The 18213-nt window shown below is 38.4% G+C and carries 18 protein-coding genes; 6 read left to right on the top strand and 12 right to left on the bottom strand.

Features of this window, described 5'->3' with window-relative positions; translation table 11 throughout:
• The first annotated feature begins 33 nt into the window (after nucleotides 1-33).
• Nucleotides 34-1278 (top strand): ABC transporter permease, encoded by a 1245-nt coding sequence (locus tag KMW37_RS02090; RefSeq protein ID WP_215222936.1) that lies wholly within the window; start codon nucleotides 34-36, stop codon nucleotides 1276-1278.
• A 6-nt stretch (nucleotides 1279-1284) separates the two neighbouring features.
• On the opposite strand, the gene KMW37_RS02085 is transcribed toward KMW37_RS02090, so the two are convergent.
• Together KMW37_RS02085 and mtaB are read right to left on the bottom strand one after the other, a co-directional pair.
• The gene (locus tag KMW37_RS02085; protein WP_215222935.1) at nucleotides 1285-1638 is read right to left on the bottom strand and encodes a DUF805 domain-containing protein; all 354 of its coding nucleotides are present in this window, start codon (nucleotides 1636-1638) and stop codon (nucleotides 1285-1287) included.
• A gap of 115 nt (nucleotides 1639-1753) precedes the next feature.
• Complete coding sequence (gene mtaB, locus KMW37_RS02080) at nucleotides 1754-3073, bottom strand: tRNA (N(6)-L-threonylcarbamoyladenosine(37)-C(2))-methylthiotransferase MtaB (protein WP_215222934.1); 1320 nt, start codon at nucleotides 3071-3073, stop codon at nucleotides 1754-1756.
• Nucleotides 3074-3308: 235 nt separating this feature from the next.
• Between mtaB and KMW37_RS02075 the strand changes: the two genes are divergently transcribed.
• Nucleotides 3309-5471 (top strand): glutamine synthetase III family protein, encoded by a 2163-nt coding sequence (locus KMW37_RS02075; protein WP_215222933.1) that lies wholly within the window; start codon nucleotides 3309-3311, stop codon nucleotides 5469-5471.
• A gap of 49 nt (nucleotides 5472-5520) precedes the next feature.
• On the opposite strand, the gene KMW37_RS02070 is transcribed toward KMW37_RS02075, so the two are convergent.
• A complete protein-coding gene (locus tag KMW37_RS02070; RefSeq protein WP_215222932.1) occupies nucleotides 5521-6282 on the bottom strand; it encodes a creatininase family protein in 762 nt (253 codons plus the stop codon).
• 313 nt (nucleotides 6283-6595) lie between these two features.
• On the opposite strand from KMW37_RS02070, the gene KMW37_RS02065 reads away from it, so the two are divergent.
• Together KMW37_RS02065 and rfbA are read left to right on the top strand one after the other, a co-directional pair.
• Complete coding sequence (locus KMW37_RS02065; RefSeq protein ID WP_317195544.1) at nucleotides 6596-8041, top strand: alpha-L-fucosidase; 1446 nt, start codon at nucleotides 6596-6598, stop codon at nucleotides 8039-8041.
• A gap of 156 nt (nucleotides 8042-8197) precedes the next feature.
• Nucleotides 8198-9058 (top strand): glucose-1-phosphate thymidylyltransferase RfbA, encoded by an 861-nt coding sequence (gene rfbA, locus KMW37_RS02060; RefSeq protein ID WP_215222931.1) that lies wholly within the window; start codon nucleotides 8198-8200, stop codon nucleotides 9056-9058.
• A gap of 16 nt (nucleotides 9059-9074) precedes the next feature.
• On the opposite strand, the gene KMW37_RS02055 is transcribed toward rfbA, so the two are convergent.
• Complete coding sequence (locus KMW37_RS02055) at nucleotides 9075-9794, bottom strand: DUF6089 family protein (RefSeq protein WP_215222930.1); 720 nt, start codon at nucleotides 9792-9794, stop codon at nucleotides 9075-9077.
• 221 nt (nucleotides 9795-10015) lie between these two features.
• Here KMW37_RS02055 and gloA2 point away from each other — a divergent pair, with 221 nt between their 5' ends.
• Complete coding sequence (gene gloA2 / locus KMW37_RS02050; RefSeq protein ID WP_215222929.1) at nucleotides 10016-10399, top strand: SMU1112c/YaeR family gloxylase I-like metalloprotein; 384 nt, start codon at nucleotides 10016-10018, stop codon at nucleotides 10397-10399.
• Nucleotides 10400-10431: 32 nt separating this feature from the next.
• On the opposite strand, the gene KMW37_RS02045 is transcribed toward gloA2, so the two are convergent.
• From KMW37_RS02045 to KMW37_RS02035, 3 genes are all read right to left on the bottom strand, one after another.
• On the bottom strand, nucleotides 10432-10827 hold the full coding sequence (locus tag KMW37_RS02045) for a response regulator (protein ID WP_215222928.1): 396 nt from the start codon (nucleotides 10825-10827) through the stop codon (nucleotides 10432-10434).
• A gap of 193 nt (nucleotides 10828-11020) precedes the next feature.
• On the bottom strand, nucleotides 11021-12649 hold the full coding sequence (gene groL / locus KMW37_RS02040) for a chaperonin GroEL (RefSeq protein WP_215222927.1): 1629 nt from the start codon (nucleotides 12647-12649) through the stop codon (nucleotides 11021-11023).
• A 49-nt stretch (nucleotides 12650-12698) separates the two neighbouring features.
• The gene (locus tag KMW37_RS02035; protein WP_186756343.1) at nucleotides 12699-12977 is read right to left on the bottom strand and encodes a co-chaperone GroES; all 279 of its coding nucleotides are present in this window, start codon (nucleotides 12975-12977) and stop codon (nucleotides 12699-12701) included.
• Nucleotides 12978-13198: 221 nt separating this feature from the next.
• On the opposite strand from KMW37_RS02035, the gene KMW37_RS02030 reads away from it, so the two are divergent.
• Entirely contained in the window at nucleotides 13199-13906 is a 708-nt protein-coding gene (locus KMW37_RS02030; RefSeq protein WP_215222926.1) for a hypothetical protein, read from the top strand.
• 31 nt (nucleotides 13907-13937) lie between these two features.
• Here the strand turns inward: KMW37_RS02030 and KMW37_RS02025 are convergent, their stop codons facing one another.
• From KMW37_RS02025 to KMW37_RS02005, 5 genes are all read right to left on the bottom strand, one after another.
• Nucleotides 13938-14921: a sterol desaturase family protein gene (locus tag KMW37_RS02025; RefSeq protein ID WP_215222925.1), complete on the bottom strand. Its 984-nt coding sequence runs from the start codon at nucleotides 14919-14921 to the stop codon at nucleotides 13938-13940.
• Between the two features lie 169 nt (nucleotides 14922-15090).
• On the bottom strand, nucleotides 15091-15450 hold the full coding sequence (secG, locus tag KMW37_RS02020; RefSeq protein ID WP_215222924.1) for a preprotein translocase subunit SecG: 360 nt from the start codon (nucleotides 15448-15450) through the stop codon (nucleotides 15091-15093).
• Between the two features lie 12 nt (nucleotides 15451-15462).
• Nucleotides 15463-16344 (bottom strand): hypothetical protein, encoded by an 882-nt coding sequence (locus tag KMW37_RS02015; protein ID WP_215222923.1) that lies wholly within the window; start codon nucleotides 16342-16344, stop codon nucleotides 15463-15465.
• A gap of 39 nt (nucleotides 16345-16383) precedes the next feature.
• Nucleotides 16384-16920: an LptE family protein gene (locus tag KMW37_RS02010; RefSeq protein WP_215222922.1), complete on the bottom strand. Its 537-nt coding sequence runs from the start codon at nucleotides 16918-16920 to the stop codon at nucleotides 16384-16386.
• Nucleotides 16913-18202 (bottom strand): sigma-54 interaction domain-containing protein, encoded by a 1290-nt coding sequence (locus KMW37_RS02005; protein ID WP_215222921.1) that lies wholly within the window; start codon nucleotides 18200-18202, stop codon nucleotides 16913-16915. The genes KMW37_RS02010 and KMW37_RS02005 overlap by 8 nt, the downstream gene beginning before the upstream one ends.
• Nucleotides 18203-18213 lie beyond the last annotated feature (11 nt).

Raw genomic sequence — 18213 nt, 5'->3', positions numbered from 1 at the left:
CCGATTTTTATCCTCATAAAGGAAATTTTAAATATGGAATTGCTGGAGAATATTAAAGAAGCGATGCGGTCAATTAAATCAAATTGGCTTAGGACCATTTTGACTGGTTTGATAATCGCCATTGGAATTACTTCTCTGGTAGGTATGCTTACGGCAATTGATGGGATGAAGGCTCAGATTGAAGAGAGTTTCGCGGGGTTGGGAGCAAATAATTTTGATGTAAGAACAAAGAGGGAATCTGGTCAAAGGGTAACCAAAGAGGGCGTTACAGAAAAAAACTATCCGCCTGTAAGTTATCGGGAGGCATTGTATTTCAAGGAAGAATATGGCCGTAACGGGCTATCTACTGTTTATATAACCGTTTCAGGTGCCTCAGAAGTGAAAAGAGGTTCCGTCACCACTAATCCAAATACAAGAATTACAGGTGTGGATGAGAATTATCTTTTGATCAAGGGGAATGATTTGGATGAAGGACGGAACTTTAGTAATGTAGAGATTCGCTATGGTAACAATGTCTGTATAATAGGTAGTGAAATTGCTGAGACATTATTTGATGATGGCGAGCAGGTAATAGGTGCTTATGTCTCTTTTTTTGGTAATCGGTATACTATAGTGGGTTTGTTGGAAGAACAAGGGGCTGTTGGAGGTGATTCAGGAGCAGACAGAAATATTTTTATTCCCGTGGAGAATGCGTCCAGGCTAGACCAAAATGGCACTTTTAGATATACTATAACAGCAACAGCAGCAGATCCCACCAAGATGGATTTTGAAATGGGACAGGCAATAGGAATTATGAGGAAGGTAAGAGAGGATAGAATAGGGCAAGAAGATTCGTTTGAAGTGGTTAAGTCCAATAATGTTGGGGAAAGTTTGGAGGAAGTTGCTGGTTATTTGAGGATAGGAGGATTTAGTATTGGTTTCATTACCCTGTTGGGAGCATCTGTTGGACTGATGAACATCATGTTGGTGTCGGTTACCGAAAGAACTAGAGAAATCGGTATTCGAAAAGCCTTGGGGGCTACTCCGAGGAGAATAAGGATCCAGTTTTTGATAGAGGCAGTGGTGATTTGTGTGATTGGAGGAGTCTTTGGTGTTCTTTTGGGTATGGGAATAGGCAATATTGTGGCAAGCCTGGTTGGTCCAGGTGGTTTTTTGGTTCCTTGGCTTTGGATGATTTTGGCCTTTATTGTCTGTGTTTTGGTTGGTTTGCTCTCAGGCGTTATTCCTGCAGTTAAGGCAAGCAGATTAGATCCTATAGAAGCTTTAAGATACGAGTGATTTCATTCAGACAATATCTGTTTTTCTAGGATCAGGCCCATATTGATTTTTACCTTTTTGTCCCTGTTTGACCGCTAGAAAGATAAAGCCAATGAGGTTAATTGGAGGCGGAATCAACAAGTATAGTGTGTACTTCCAATCCATGCCAATATCATGGAATCTTTTGATGGCTTGCACCAGTAATAAAACTATGGTCGTAATGAGAAGTATGCCAAAGATTACAAGAGTCAGCCAATTGTGTTGTCGAATAGATTCATACATGATCATCAGACAAAGTAAATTGATGAAATAGAATACAATAAAAAGCAGTAGATACTTTCTTCTGGTAATCCTTCCAGTGGGTTCGAGAATAGTTTTCATAGCTGAAGTTTTTAAACAATTCTATTTTTAGTTAACAATAAAATCAAAACTTTTGTTTGCTAAAGCTATGGTGGTTCAATAAAAAAGCACCCTTAAATTAGCGTGCTTTCTTCAATTAGTGTTTTTCGTAAATTGTTTCAGGTTCTAACACCTCTACAGTGCCTTTTTCATTTATTTCATCCAAGGTGACCTTTTTAATTTCATTTATAAGTAAGGGGTCATATTTAGCAGAGACCCTGATGTAGTTTTCTGTAAAACCATGCATTTTGCCATCTTCAATATCTTCTTCAAATAAGACATCAAATGTTTGCCCAAGGTTTTCTTCGTAGAATTTTCGCTTTTTCTTTTCTGAAAGAATTCTGAGCATTTTACTACGTTCATGCCTTTTCTTCATTGGGACTACCTCCTCCATTTCAGTAGCTCTGGTATTGGCTCTTTCCGAGTAAGTGAATACGTGTAGGTAACTTACAGGCAATTCATTTAGGAAATTGTAGGTTTCCAAGAAGAGCTCGTCTGTTTCCCCAGGGAATCCAACGATAACATCCACCCCTATACAGCAGTGGGGCATAAGGGATTTGATTTTGGTAACCCTGTCCACATATAGCTCCCTCAAATATCTTCTGCCCATTTTCCTCAAAATGGTGTTGCTGCCAGATTGCAATGGGATATGAAAGTGTGGAACAAACCTTTTGGACCTTGAGGCAAAATCAATGATTTCATTGGTAAGCAAGTTGGGCTCGATGGATGAAATCCTGAATCGATCTATTCCTTCTATTTCGTCCAAAGCAGTCACAAGGTCAGCGAATTTTTCTTTTCTCTTGCCATCCTGTATGCCAAAGTCACCAATATTTACTCCTGTTAGTACTACTTCTTTAACATCTGTCTCAGCTATTTCACGGGCAGATACTAAAATATTTTCAATGGCATCACTTCGGCTTTTTCCTCTTGCCAAGGGAATAGTACAGAAAGCGCAACCGTAATTACAGCCGTCCTGTACCTTTAAGAAGGTTCTGGTACGGTCATGCATGGAATAGGCGTTGTTAAAAGTGGTGGCTTCCTGAATTTCAGAAGCCAATACTTTTGTCTCTTGTTCTTTGGCAAAGCCATCCAGTAATTCAATAAGTCTGAATTTCTCGGCAGCGCCTAAAACGGCATCTACTCCTTTTATTTCTGAAATTTCCTTAGGTTTTAATTGGGCATAACAGCCAATTATGGTTACATAGGAGTTAGGGGATATCTTTTTTGCCTCCTTGACAATCTTTTTACATTTTTTGTCGGCATTTTCCGTTACCGAACATGTGTTAATAATAAAGATGTCAGGATTATCCTCAAATCCCACTTTTTTATAGCCTTTTTCCTCAAATTGGCGACTAATAGTGGAGGTTTCTGAATAATTCAGCTTACAGCCTAACGTATAAAATGCTACCTTTTTCAAACCTAACCTTGTGTATTTTCAATGAGATGCAAATTTAAGTATATTATTTCAGATTGCAATTTTCGGTTCATTCTGAGGATTTTTCGCTAAAATCATGTGTTTCGTGTCAAATTGGGGCTTATTTTTGTGAATTAATGCGGTTTTTATAAGGATTGGCTCAAAAAAATACGATTTTTCTTTTTATTTCAGATTTTTGCGTATCTTCGCTACTGTTTTTAAACCACATTATTAAAACATGGCGACTTTACGACAAAAATCATTAATGATGGTGCAGTCAAGAGAGCGAGTGTCTTTTGAAGCCCCGTCAACCAAAATTTCTGATTATTATGGTTCTGAGGTTTTCGGTTTGGCCGAAATGAAAGAATCATTAGCTCCAACCGTATACAAAAAGGTTAGTGAAGCAATTGAAAAAGGTTCTAAAATTGATTCCTCAAGTGCAGAAGAAGTAGCTACTGCTGTTAAAGCTTGGGCTTTATCCAAAGGTGTAACACATTACACTCACTGGTTCCAGCCTTTGACCGGTTCTACTGCTGAGAAGCATGACACTTTCTTTGATCCACATGGTGGAATTGAAAAATTCAAAGGATCTGCCTTGGTTCAACAAGAGCCAGATGCCTCTTCTTTCCCAAATGGTGGTATCAGAACTACATTTGAAGCCAGAGGTTATACTGCTTGGGATCCAAGTTCTCCAATGTTCATTTTCGAGAATACCCTTTGCATTCCAACGATTTTTGTTTCTTACACAGGTGAAGCGCTTGATTATAAGACTCCTTTATTGAAGTCTGTTGATGCTGTTAGTTCTGCTGCTGCTCAAATCTGCCAATTGTTTGATAGAAATGTGAAGAAGGTAACTCCTTCTTTGGGTGTTGAGCAAGAGTACTTTGTTATTGATAAGGCACTTTACGCTGCAAGACCTGACTTGGTGATGTCTGGAAGAACTGTATTCGGGCACAACCCAGCCAGAGGTCAGCAATTGGATGATCACTACTTTGGTTCTATCCCAAGTAGAGTGAAAGCTTTCATGAAGCACTTCGAAATCGAGGCTTGGAAATTGGGCATCCCTGTTTCTACTCGTCACAATGAAGTGGCTCCAGGTCAGTTTGAGGTAGCTCCAGTATTTGAAGAAATCAATAAGGCTACTGACCATAACCAGTTATTGATGGACATGATGGACAAGGTTGCTGATCAGCATGACTTGAAAGTTTTGTTCCACGAGAAGCCATTTGCCGGTCTTAACGGTAGTGGTAAGCATAACAACTGGTCTTTGATTACCGATTCTGGTGTGAACTTGTTCCAGCCAAGCAACTCAGCTAGAGAGAATCTTCAGTTTTTGACTTTCTTGATAGCTACTATCAAGTCTGTTTATGATCACGCGGATCTATTGAGAGCTAGTATTGCTTCTGCAGGTAACGACTTTAGACTTGGTGCTAACGAAGCTCCTCCAGCGATTATTTCTGTATTCTTGGGTTCTACCTTGACAGAAGTATTGGACGAACTTGAGAAAAACGGTAATATCAAGATCGAAAAAGGTGATAACATGTATATGAAGTTAGGTATCAACAAGATTCCTGAAATCATATTGGACAACACTGATAGAAACAGGACTTCTCCATTTGCCTTCACTGGTAACAAGTTTGAATTCAGAGCTGTAGGTTCTTCTTCAAACGTAGCAGGTCCAATGACTGCTCTTAACGTGATCGTAGCGGATACTCTTCGTCAGATGGCTAAAGACATTCAGGCAGAAATCGATAAGGGTAATGAGAAGAAAATTGCTATCGTTAATGTATTGAGACAATACATCAAAGACAGTAAGAAAGTACGTTTCGAAGGAGACGGTTACTCTGAAGAGTGGGAGAAAGAAGCTGAGAAAAGAGGTCTTTCTAACTTGAAGAGCACTCCATTCGCCTTGGACGTTCTTTTGAGAAAAGAAACTGCTGATCTTTACGAAAGACATAGTGTATTGAATGAAACTGAACTTCATGCAAGACATGAGATCAGATTGGAGAACTATATCATGAAGGTTCAAATTGAATCTCGTGTTATGGGTGACTTGGCGTTGAACCATATCATTCCAACTGCTATTCAGTACCAAAACAAGCTGATCGAAAACGCTAACGGTCTTAAAGGTCTTGGTTTAGATGCCAAAGCTGTTGTTGAGACAATCAGTGAGATCAGCAAACATATCTCTTCTTTGAAAGACAATGTTCTAGGTATGATTGATGCTAGAAGACAGTTGAACAAGGAAGATGATATCGCCAAGAGAGCGAAAGGTTATAGCACAGAGGTTAAAGATGCTTACTTCGACAAAATCAGATATTCTGCTGATAAGCTTGAATTATTTGTTGATGATGAGTACTGGCCATTGGCTAAATACAGAGAGATGTTGTTCTTGAAATAAGATGATATCTGAATAGATAATTTTAAAGCCGGGTTTTTCCCGGCTTTTTTTATTCATAGGGATCATACTGGTTGAGCTCAGCCAGTTCTATAAATAGTTGTGCGACCTTTTGGGTGACATCCTTAAAATATTTTTTGCCTTTTTCCTTTGAGGAAAGCTTCGGGTTGCCTATCCCAGTGTCCTTGGTTACCCGACTCCATTTTCTCTCTGACCAGGCCCATCCTTCACGGATTCCTTTGACCAGTGATTTTCTTTCTTCCCCAAGGCCTGCTTCTTCAAGTGGGCGTACCAATTTGGGATGTAAGTGCATGATTAAGCTTGTTTCCATTTCATCTGCATGATCGCCTTCATGTTCAAAGTATTTTGACTTATCCAATGCTTTGAACCAATTGCAGCTGGAAAAAAACATGTCGGGATATTTAAGGCCAATTTCTCTAAGGATAGTTTTAAAGTCATTGCCTCCATGACTATTAAGGATTAAAAGTTTTCTAACCTTTTGACGGTGGAGTACTTCAGCAATGTCCGTTATAATGGCCAGTTGGGTACTTGGATTTAAGTTCATATCTAGAAAAATATCCGCTTGGCCTGTGTTCACACCAAAGGGGATGGTTGGTAAAATCATGATCCTAGCACCTTTTCCATGTGCAATTCTTCCAGCCTCTTCAGCGATGGCATTAGCTTCATAAATATCAGTACCATAAGGGAGGTGGTAATTGTGGGCTTCAGTGGCCCCCCATGGAAGTATAGCCAAATCTATCATGGCATTTTTTAAATCTTTCCAGTTAGATTCTGCAAGAATATATGGTCTCATAGGCAAGATTGGTGGTGTTGTTAATTTTTAAAATGTCTTGATTTTAAAGAATGCGGTTTTTATCAATTTTAAAATTGGGATTTTGAAAAAGAGGGTAATATTAGGGTTTAGTCCTTCCTTATTAATATAAGGATTTCTTATTCAATTTATTAAATAGAACTTATGGTTTTTGCTGTTTTGATATGCCTTTTTTATTTTTTGATAAATGTTTGTGTATTTAATAAATCTTTCATAAAAATTTTAATTATTAAATAAAAGTTGTAGCTTTATTTTCTGTAATAATTTACCCTGAATTAGTTTAGAAATGAGTGCCATGAGAATGAAATCTGCTGTGTTGTTTTTGTTTGTTGTGATTTGTCTGCTTGGACATCCTACGATGGCTCAGGTAGATAATTTACATCATCAATCTTCAGTATATGAGGCTCCTCAGGACCCATTGGTGATACAGAAACTCGATGAGTGGCAGGATTTGAAATTCGGAATGATCATTCATTGGGGGATATATGCTGTTCCTGGAATGATTGAATCATGGGCATTATGTTCAGAAGACTGGATCAATAGAGATAGTACACAAACTTATGCTGGTTTTAAGGATTGGTATTGGGGATTAAAGGATGAATTTAATCCAGTTGATTTTGATCCAGATCAATGGGCAGAAGCTGCGGATGCCGCTGGTATGAAATACTTGGTTTTTACTACTAAGCACCACGATGGCTTCAATATGTTTGATACTAAACAAACAGATTATAAGATCTCCAATGGGCCTTTTAAAGATAATCCCAAGGCTGATGTGGCTAAATATGTGTTTGAAGCGTTCAGGAAAAAGGATTTCATGATTGGGGCTTATTTTTCCAAGCCTGATTGGCATTCCCAGTATTATTGGTGGTCAAAGTATGCTACGGCTGACCGAAATAATAATTACGATATCAGAAAAAATCCTTGGAGATGGAATAAGTTCAAGGAATTTACCTTTAATCAAATCAGTGAATTGATGCATGGTTATGGAGATATAGATATTCTTTGGTTAGATGGAGGATGGGTTAGGCCATTAGAGACTGTAAATGATGAAGTTAGGTCTTGGGGAGCAAGGATCCCAGAATGGAGCCAGGATATTGATATGCTAAAAATTGCCGATATGGCAAGGGAGGCTCAGCCAGGTTTGATTATGGTGGACAGGACGGTTCATGGTCCTTATGAAAACTATCAGACACCTGAGCAAAGTGTTCCAGAAAAGAAGATTGATAATCCTTGGGAGTCCTGTATGACCTTAGGCCATGCGTGGGGATATGTCCCTAACCAAAAATACAAATCGGTAACCAAGGTTGTTCATACTTTGGTAGAAGTTGTAGCTAAGGGAGGAAGTCTATTATTAGGTGTTGGTCCCACCCCGCAAGGTTTGATTCCTGATGAGGATGTGAAGAGATTGAAAGGGATAGGTGCTTGGCTTGATGTAAACGGTAAAGCTATTTATGGAACTAGAACTGTAGACTTCTATCAGGATGGGGATGTTTATTTTACCCAAAATGAGGATACAGGAAAAAGATATGCTATTAAGTTGATCGGAGAAGGAGAAGAAATTCCTGATTTGATTACATGGTCTTCCGATCAGCCTGTTAAAGGAAATAGAGTGACCTTACTGGATGGCGGTAAAAGACTAAGTGTCAAAAAAGTTCAAGATGAATTGCAAGTGAAGATATCAAATTCAGTAAAGAGTAGAATAAAGCAGAAAGAAGCTTTGGTGTTTGAATTTGAGAACTAATTAAAATATTTATTAGGGTCAAAGCCTGGGGGGAAGGATTCCCTTCGGGCTTTTTTTGTTATTACTGTAAGTTGGTCTACTGTTTGATAATATCTGCCCAAATTTAATATTTGGTAAACAAGCCTTATCTTAGCACTTCGAAGAAATATTTTTGATATGAAAGGGATTATTCTTGCCGGTGGATCCGGAACACGTCTTTACCCATTGACGATTGCTGTTAGCAAGCAATTAATGCCAGTATATGACAAGCCGATGATTTATTATCCTTTGTCTGTCTTGATGATGGCCGGAATAAACGAGATATTGATTATCACGACTCCTGAAGATTCTGACGCCTTTCAAAAACTGTTAGGGGATGGTTCTCATCTTGGGTGTAAATTTTCATTTGCCATACAGCCTAAACCAGAGGGGCTTGCTCAGGCTTTTGTGATAGGGGAAGAATTCATTGGCGATGACAAGGTAGCCCTCATATTGGGAGATAATATATTTTATGGATCAGGATTACAGGAAACTTTAATGAAACATACTAACCCAGAAGGAGGGGTAGTTTTTGCTTATCATGTGAACGATCCTCAACGTTATGGTGTGGTGCAATTTGATGGGGAGCAAAAGGCGATCAGTATTGAAGAAAAACCTGAAAAGCCCAAGTCTAATTATGCTGTTCCAGGTCTTTATTTTTATGATAATAGGGTGGTGGAAATCGCAAAAAAGATTAAGCCCAGTTCTCGTGGAGAGTTGGAGATTACCGATGTTAATAATGTTTATTTAAAAGAAGAGCAACTAAGTGTAGGGATATTAAGTCGTGGGACGGCTTGGTTGGATACTGGTACGCATCAGTCTTTGTTACAGGCAGCCCAGTTTGTGGAGGTGATTGAGGAAAGACAGGGGCTTAAGATAGGTTGTGTCGAGGAAGTAGCTTTTAGAAAGGGCTTTATTAATAAAGAGCAACTGTTGAAATTAGCAACTACGTTGGGTAAAAGTGGCTATGGTGTTTATTTAAAAAGATTGGTAGAGTAGCCGTTTGAATAGGAACTTAATTAGGTCTTTTTTTCCAGAAGGGGAAGGGAGATAGATATCTTTTGGCAAAAAACTGTGCTTGAACTAACATGTCATTGGTCGTGTTTGACCCTTCGTTTCCATCAAGATAATCAGAAAAAGTTGCTATGAGTGTCCCTTCAAATCCAAGATCCCAGTGGGGGTTTATTCCTACAGTTCCTCCAATTCTGATGGGAATATAAACAGATGTAGAGGTGGCTTTTTGAACTTGCACTTCTTCAGGGACCGCTATAGCCTGTTCTCTAGATATCATGATTACGCCTAAACCAAGGCCTCCGTACAGGTTGTATTTTGGTCTTTCCATATGGGAATCAAAAACTGAAAGGTAAAACTCGGGCATTAGGTCTAAAGTATAGGCGTTTCCTGTGAATGCATAGGCTTGGCCCTCTTCACCCCATCTTAATGCTAGATCAGGGATTTTGTTTAAATTACTTGAGACTGGCTGATAGCCAAATGTCGCTCTTAAATTGGTCCTTTTTGACAACTTGGAAGCTATCCCTAAGTTAAAAGAAGGTGAGATTGGGAATTCAAAATTTCTATAAGGACCGCCATTATCCGCATAAATGGATGCTGGGCCAATGCCTAAGTGAGCGGAATATTTTCTTGGAGTTTTTTGGATATAAAAGTTTTGTGCACAAACAATCTGGCTAGGAATAAAAAAAGCGAGGAAGTATAGAGTCAAAAGTTTTATGCTCATTATTTCTGAATTTTATAGGGTGGTAAACAGAGAGAATTTAAAATGGAAATAATTATTAATCATAGCAAGCATTATACCATTTTTGAAATTTAAATAATTAAAACTGCTAACTATACAAGGGTTTATTTGGGGTGAATGATGCTGGTTGAAACTTATATAATGTTTTAACATAGATAAACAACGTCTATTTGGTTGTGGGATTTTATATAGGGTAATTAAATATGCTAAAAGGAATTCATCATATTGCAGTTATATGTTCAGATTATTCCCGTTCAAAACGGTTTTATACTGAAGTGTTAGGTTTGGAAGTAATACAGGAGGTTTATAGGGAAGAAAGAAATTCCTATAAATTGGATTTGACCTTGAATGGGGAGTATATTATTGAGCTTTTTTCCTTTCCGGACCCTCCAAAAAGACTTTCCAGGCCTGAAGCATGTGGACTTCGCCATTTGGCATTTTCTGTAGAGGATTTGGGGAAAGCCGTTGAAGTATTAAATGATCTGGGAGTGCGAACTGAGGAGATTAGGGTCGATGAATGGACCGGGAAAAGGTTTGTCTTCTTCTCTGATCCCGATGGTTTGCCCATAGAATTTTATGAGGAATAGATAAGGGTAATTAAAATTCTCATTGAAGGTTTTTACCTGTCTTTTACATGTTCAGGGATAATTTCAAAAAGCTTCTCGTTGGTTAAGGGTTTTTCAATAAATCCTTTTACACATGCATATTCTTGTGACTTTTTTCTATCCTGAAAGTCAATGGAGCTGGAGAGCATTAAGATAATGTCATTTCTTTCATGGCATTTTTCCACATATTGGTCCAAAAAATCCCAACCGTTCATCACTGGCATGTTGATATCAAGAAGTATAAGCAATCTTTTTTGATTTCCAAGATTGATTATTTTTTCAAGCGCGATTTCTGCCTCAAGAAACTCATCTACATTAGAACTTAGGTTCGTTTTACCGATTAATCTTTTGTTGATGAGATTATTGATAGGGTCGTCGTCTATTAAAACAATTGAATCAAATGAATACATCAATCGCACCTTAAAATTTCATGGTTTACTATGCCAATTCAAGGTAAGATACAATTATATTTTAAGTTTTGAAAAATTATTGGGGAGCTGATTTGTACTTTTTTAGTATTAGCTGAATTTAGGTGAGGCAAAAAAAAAGGGGACTGAAAATCAGTCCCCTCAAAACTTTTATATCCAAGTGTATGGAGGATGATTACATCATACCACCCATTCCACCACCGCCCATTGGAGGAGCAGCTGGAGCTTCTTCCTTAACATCTGCTACTACACATTCGGTAGTCAAAAGCAAAGCAGCGATAGAAGCAGCATTTTCAAGAGCTAATCTGGTTACTTTAGTAGGGTCGATAACACCAGACTCAAACAAGTCTTCAAACTTGTCAGTACGGGCATTATAGCCGAAGTTACCAGTTCCTTCTTTGATCTTGTTGATTACAACAGATCCTTCAGCTCCTGCATTAGCTACGATTGATCTTAGAGGTGATTCGATAGCTTGTTTGATGATGTTGATACCAGTGTCTTGGTCGTCGTTATCACCTTTCAAACCATCAAGGGCAGAGGAAGCTCTGATCAGCGCTACACCACCACCGACAACAACACCTTCCTGAACGGCAGCTCTAGTTGCGTGAAGGGCATCATCAACACGGTCTTTCTTCTCTTTCATTTCGACTTCAGTAGCAGCACCAATATAAAGGATAGCTACACCGCCAGAAAGTTTAGCCAATCTTTCTTGGAGCTTTTCTCTGTCGTAATCAGAAGTGGTTTTTTCAATTTGAGATTTGATCTCAGCAATTCTTGCTTCGATAGCAGACTTTTCACCAGCACCATTAACGATAGTAGTGTTGTCTTTATCGATATTTACTTTTTCAGCAGTACCTAGGTACTCAACCGTAGCGTTTTCAAGCTTGTAACCTCTTTCTTCAGAGATAACTGTACCGCCAGTTAGGATAGCGATGTCTTCCAACATAGCTTTTCTTCTGTCGCCGAAACCAGGAGCTTTAACAGCTGCTACTTTCAGGGCTCCTCTGATTTTGTTTACTACCAAAGTAGCTAGAGCTTCACCATCAACATCTTCAGCAATGATCAAAAGCGGCTTGCCTGACTGAGCTACTGGTTCCAATACAGGAAGCAATTCTTTCATTGAAGAGATCTTCTTGTCATAGATCAAGATGTAAGGGTTCTCCAGTTCAGCTTCCATTTTTTCAGTGTTGGTCGTGAAGTATGGAGAAAGATAACCTCTGTCAAACTGCATACCTTCTACAGTTCTAACTTCAGTTTCAGTGCCTTTAGCTTCTTCTACTGTGATAACGCCATCTTTACCCACTTTGTCCATGGCATCGGCAATCATGTTACCGATTTCCTCGTCATTGTTAGCAGAGATAGTGCCTACCTGAGCGATTTCTTTGGAAGTAGAGATTTCTTTGGAAGTAGCTTTCAATTCAGCAACAACAGCTGCAACAGCCTTGTCGATACCTCTCTTAAGGTCCATTGGGTTAGCACCTGCTGCTACGTTTTTGATCCCTACGTTAAAGATCGCCTGGGTCAATACAGTTGCAGTAGTAGTACCGTCACCTGCATTGTCAGCAGTTTTAGAAGCTACTTCTTTTACCAACTGAGCACCCATGTTTTCGATAGGCTCTTCCAATTCGATTTCTTTGGCTACAGAAACACCATCTTTAGTGATAGTGGGAGCGCCAAATTTTTTGTCGATAATTACATTTCTACCTTTTGGGCCTAATGTTACCTTAACTGCTTCTGCAAGAGCATCAACACCTTTTTTTAATTTGTCTCTTGCGTCTGTATCGAAAAATAATTCCTTTGCCATTTTAGTTTACTTTTAATGTTTTGTTTAATTAAACTTTTAAAGTGAAGATTTAGAGAATAGCAAAAATGTCTGATTCTCTCATGATCAAATAGTCAGCACCTTCTACAGATAACTCAGTACCGGCATATTTACCATATAGTACAGTGTCACCTACTTTTACGGTAAGAGGTTCGTCTTTTTTACCGTTTCCAACAGCTACAACAGTGCCTTTTTGTGGTTTTTCTTTGGCTGTGTCAGGAATATAAAGTCCAGATGCTGTTTTCTCTTCAGCTGCAGCTGGTTCAACTAGAACTCTATCTGCAAGCGGTTGGATGTTCACTTTTGACATAATCTTATTGTTTTTTTAGGTTAGTTTCTATATTTCTTTTTCCCTCTATTACATTTCTTGTGCCAAGTAAAAAATCCTGAGATTACATGACAGAAAGTCCTGGAATAGGCAGAGGGATTGTCAGGTTTTGACTTTAAGTCCAGATCTTTCTGTCAATTTTGCTTTTTTGAAATTGGTTTCTATGTCAGTTTTTTATTAAATTCTATAAAACTATACCCTTTATGAAAACACTGTCAGATAACTGGATTGTTGAAGGCTGGATAGATTTTGAGTATAAAAAATACTTGCTTTTGGCCTATTTGAAACAAGTAGACAAGCATTTTGGTGATGCTAAGCTTTATCCCCCATTGGGTGATTTGGTTAGGCATTATGAAATCCTTTTGGGCTTTTCTAATAAGAAGGAAGTGCTCAAACAAGCTTTTCCAAAAAGACTGACTGGTATTGATCATGAAAAGATGGCGTTTAAAAAGACCGTGGAGATGCCTGATGATCAAGTAATGCAAGAGCTTGAGGAAATTATGGCATATTCCATTCCAAAAATAAAAGAACAGATAGAACAGGGTAAAACTATTTATGAGCTTGTTGAAAGTAGTTTGGAGGTTGAGCCTGTAGGATTGAGTCCGATTTATCAGAAGGAAGGCTATGTGTTATTTTCTTTTGATAATTCTTCCGAAGTATTTATTTATCGCTACCAGGTGAAATTATTTGAGAACAGTTTTGAGAAATTAAGGGGGATAGCTTTTAGTTATTTGGATAAGCAGCACAGTTCCCTCGTTCAAAGTTTTGAACAGATTAAACTCGAACTGGTCAAGCGGAATAAAGATATGCCCAATCCTGCTACATGGAGGGTGCATAGTAAAAAACGTGTGCCTTTACTTGAGACGGTGGTTCCGATCAGCAAGAGATTATTAATGAAAATGATAGCATAAAAATAAGCGCCCTTATAAGGGAGCTTATTTTTTATTTGTCCATTCTCTTTTGGAGTAATGAAGGTTCTTTTTCATTTAATATTGGAGCTGGACTTATTTTTGAACCCGCTATTTCCTTTTTAGCTTCTTTGAGTTTTTGTCTTCTGATTTCCCTGTTTTTAATTACCTCGTCACCAGGTTTGCCAAAAAGAATTTTGTAGGCCTCCTTTGAGTTTTCTGCCTGCTTTAAATCTTTGACAATATCGTACCATTCGTGGAATACCAAATAGACAGGATTGTAAGAGGTCACTGGTTTAGTAATGCCATAGTTGGGTCTCTCCGCTTCTGGCATAAAAGTTCCGAAAATCCTATCCCAAATGATAAAGGTTGATCCATAGTTTTTGTCCAAGTAATGCTCATCACTGGCATGGTGAACCCTGTGATGGGAAGGAGTTGTGAAAATATACTCGATGGGAGCAGGGAGTTTATGGATATACTCGGTATGGATCCAAAATTGGTATAGCACTGCAATTTGATGACAGATAAAGAAAACAAAAGGATCAAATCCAATCATTACCACAGGAATGAAGAAGATGAATTTGATATGTTGAGTCCAGCTTAGTCTAAATGAGACAGAGAAATTATACTTGTTGGAGTTGTGGTGTGTCACGTGAGTAGCCCACCAAAATCGTTGCTCATGTGCAATTCTGTGCGCCCAATACCTTGCGAAATCAATGGCAATAAAACATGGGATAAAGGACCACCAAGTTGGAGGGATTTTCCATGGTACGATATTCCAAAAGAATAGGACAGCGGAAAATAAGGCAACCTTGATTATTGCGCTGATTCCTACATTGATTAAACCAATGGAAGAGGCGGCCAAGAAGTCTTTACCATCATATGAATCTCTGTTTTTGTAAATACTTAATCCCCATTCTGCAAATACCAATGCGAACATTACAGGTGCAGCCCATAAGATAATATTTGGCCAATCATTAGCTCCTATATCTTCAAGGCTTTGATAATTTTCAAACATAAAATATAATTTAACTGTTTTGGTTTAGCATAAATTAAAAGGTACTACTAAATCGAGATAGTGCCAAAATTAAATGGGTTTATTAACAAATATTTAGAAAATTAAAGGGACTAAAACAAAAATAGCCCGTTTATAAAACGGGCTATTTAAAATCTTTTTATTTAAAAACTTATTCAGCACTATCTGTAGGAGTCGATGCTTCCTCACTTGGAAGGATGCTTTCACTTTCGCCAAAAGTAGGAGTTATTCCTTTCTCTTTTGCGCTTTCGATGTTAGGTGAAGCAAATTCATCGCTACTAGAAGTTGTGTCATCTATAAATGCAGAGGAAATTAGGGAAAGTACTAGGATAGCAATAGCCAATACCCAAGTAGATTTTTCTAAAATATTTCCAGTTTTGGTAACTCCCATGATTTGAGAAGCGCTACCTCCAAATGCAGCACCAACACCGCCTTTTGAATTTTGGCCCAAAATCACTAGTACCAATAATACGGCCAAAACGATGATGACACTGATTATTAAAGTAAACATATAATATTGAATTTAATCTTTTAACTCTTTTATTAAGTCCGCAAAATAAGCCTTTTTCTTCGGAAATTTCAAAATTAATTTCTCATAAATTTCTTTGGCCTTGTCTTTTTTGCCTTGTTTGGTCAATAACTTGGCGTAAGATTCAGATAGCAGTTTATCACTAAGTTGGGTGCTTTTTACGGAAAGGTCCTGAAGCTTATTGCTGTCTTCATTTTCCTTGATAGTAGCCATCTTGATTTCCTTCTTGCTGAAGGCTTTTATGATGTCTATTTGTTCCTTTTTGCGTACATCCTTTATGACCTTTTTCTCCTTTTTTCTGATAGTTTCAATCAGGTCATCTCCGGATTTTTGTCTTCTCTTTGCTGTTTTTGGATTTTTTTCTTTTGACTTTTCTTCAGTGCTGGACTTTGGCGTTTCTTTTTTGCTTTCCTTTGGAGCCGTAGTTTTTTCAGCTTCTTGGTTTCTAAGCTTGGAGAGGTTTTCTTCCAGTTTTTTTAATACCTCTGCACGGCTATTGCTAACGGGACTCGACTTAGGACTTTCTTCAAGTTCTTCTTCCTTCTCTCTTGCTTTGGGCTCAGGCTTATCTTCTAATATAACAGGTTCTTCTTCTTTAATCTTTTGGGGCTCATCTATTGTTTGTTGGTCCACCAAAAATGGTAAATCTTGCTCAATTAAGGTTTTGAGCCAGGATCTGTCTGGGCTTTGGACGGCAGCCCAATGCAATAATTCTTTGGACTCTCCATTAGATACGTTTAGCTCGTATTTGGCTGCCAAGACCTTTGGTACCAAGAAATAGGGGAAAGTTTCATGGAGCTTTATCAAAGCTTTGAAGTCCTCCTTTTCAAGGTCGTTGCCTTTTTTAATGATACTTAAAAGTTCAGCTGCATTCACAGGTTCGTCCGTTTGTTTAATTATCTAATTTAAAGAAAATTACCAATTAGCCACAGTTGAAGTGAAAATATCCTGAATGATGTTTTCAAAAATAGTGTCTATTAACTCCGTTTCTACGGTTAGCAAAGATGTATTCCTCGGGTCATAATCCTGATAGAAGGAAAAAGTTTTCTTGGCATCCTCTTCCTCATTGGAAAGGTTCATATAGTTTACTTCCACAGCAATGGTCAGTCTCATCTGTCCGGCCCTATCAGGTAGGTTGGGATCATTACTGGAAACTGTAGCCTGAGGAGTGATGGTGTACCTAGTGATTGCACCTTCGAATTGAAGGTCACCATTACTTTGTACAAGCTCTAGCTGGGTGTTTCTTTGGAAATAATCCTTCAAGGATTCAGTGAAGTTTTGCCCCATATTGGCTGGACCTCCCCCAGAATCATTAAAGAAATTGGCCACTGAAAATGACTTAGTGACATTGTAATCCAAGGTTGTTCCAGTAAAACTATATTCCACCTTACATGCTGTCAGCAGTAAGAAGGGGCAAAGTAAGTATCCTATAATGAGTTTAACTTTACTCATTGATATCATATTGTTTGATTTTGCGATAAAGGGTTCTTTCTGAAATTCCCAAGTCCTGAGCAGCGTATTTTCGCTTATTATTGTGCTTTCTCAGTGCTTTGATGATCAGTTCTTTTTCCTTCTTTTCTATGGATAGGGAACTGTCATCTTCCTCATGCATGATATCCTCAATACCTTCATCATCATAATCCTCGTTTTTGGAAGAAGAGCCTGATTCCAAAATGATAGGCAAAGAAGATTGTGGCTTCTCTGGACTTTCTTCAAATGGTACAGAGGTATCCATGTCCTCAAACAGGGAATGGTGCTTCTTAATGATATTGGAATTGATCTCTCCGGATTGGTAGGTGTCCAAAACCAATTTCTTCAGGTCGGTCATGTCCTTCTTCATGTCAAATAAGACTTTATAAAGGATCTCACGTTCTGAAAAATCACTGGATTTATCCCCTTCTTTTCCAGTTAAATGGGTATAAGGTGCAGGAAGATTGGATTCGGTGGTAGGTAAATATTTGGCCATCGTAATGGCATTTACTTCCCGGTCTTCTTCCAATAAGGATATTTGTTCTGCTAAATTTTTTAACTGCCTGATATTCCCTTTAAAAGGAAACTTAAGTAGTAATTCTTTGGCCTCGTTATCAAGTGAGATGGGAGTCACATTGTATTTTTCAGAAAAGTCAGTGGTGAATTTTCTGAACAACAAGATGATATCAGTTCCTCTTTCCCTTAAAGGAGGGACATAAATAGGAACAGTGTTTAATCTATAGTAAAGGTCTTCTCTGAATTTTCCCTTCTCGACGGCCTTAATCAAATTGACATTGGTGGCCGCGATAACCCTGACATCTGTTTTAAGCACCTTGGAGGAGCCTACCTTGATAAACTCTCCGTTCTCTAAAATTCTGAGGAGTCTGGCTTGAGTTCCCAATGGCATTTCACCAATTTCATCCAAGAAAATAGATCCTCCATCAGTTACTTCAAAATAACCCTTCCTAGCTTCATGAGCACCGGTAAAGGAGCCTTTTTCATGTCCAAACAATTCAGAGTCAATGGTCCCTTCTGGAATAGCCCCGCAGTTGATGGCAATGAATTTACCATGTTTGCGCTTGCTGATAGAGTGGATGATTTTGGAAAAAGATTCCTTACCACTTCCGCTTTCCCCAGTGATCAAGACCGTCATGTCAGTAGGCGCGGCCTGCATGGCTACCCTAATGGCATGGTTTAATAATGGGCTGTTACCGATTATTCCAAACCGTTGTTTTATTGATAATACTTCTGCGTCTGAGATCATAAATTCTTTTG

This window comes from Echinicola shivajiensis (genome assembly GCF_018642165.1).
Classification (GTDB): Bacteria; Bacteroidota; Bacteroidia; order Cytophagales; family Cyclobacteriaceae; genus Echinicola; species Echinicola shivajiensis.
Note: the sequence above shows the minus strand (reverse complement) of the source record. Positions and strands in the feature narration are given on the sequence as shown.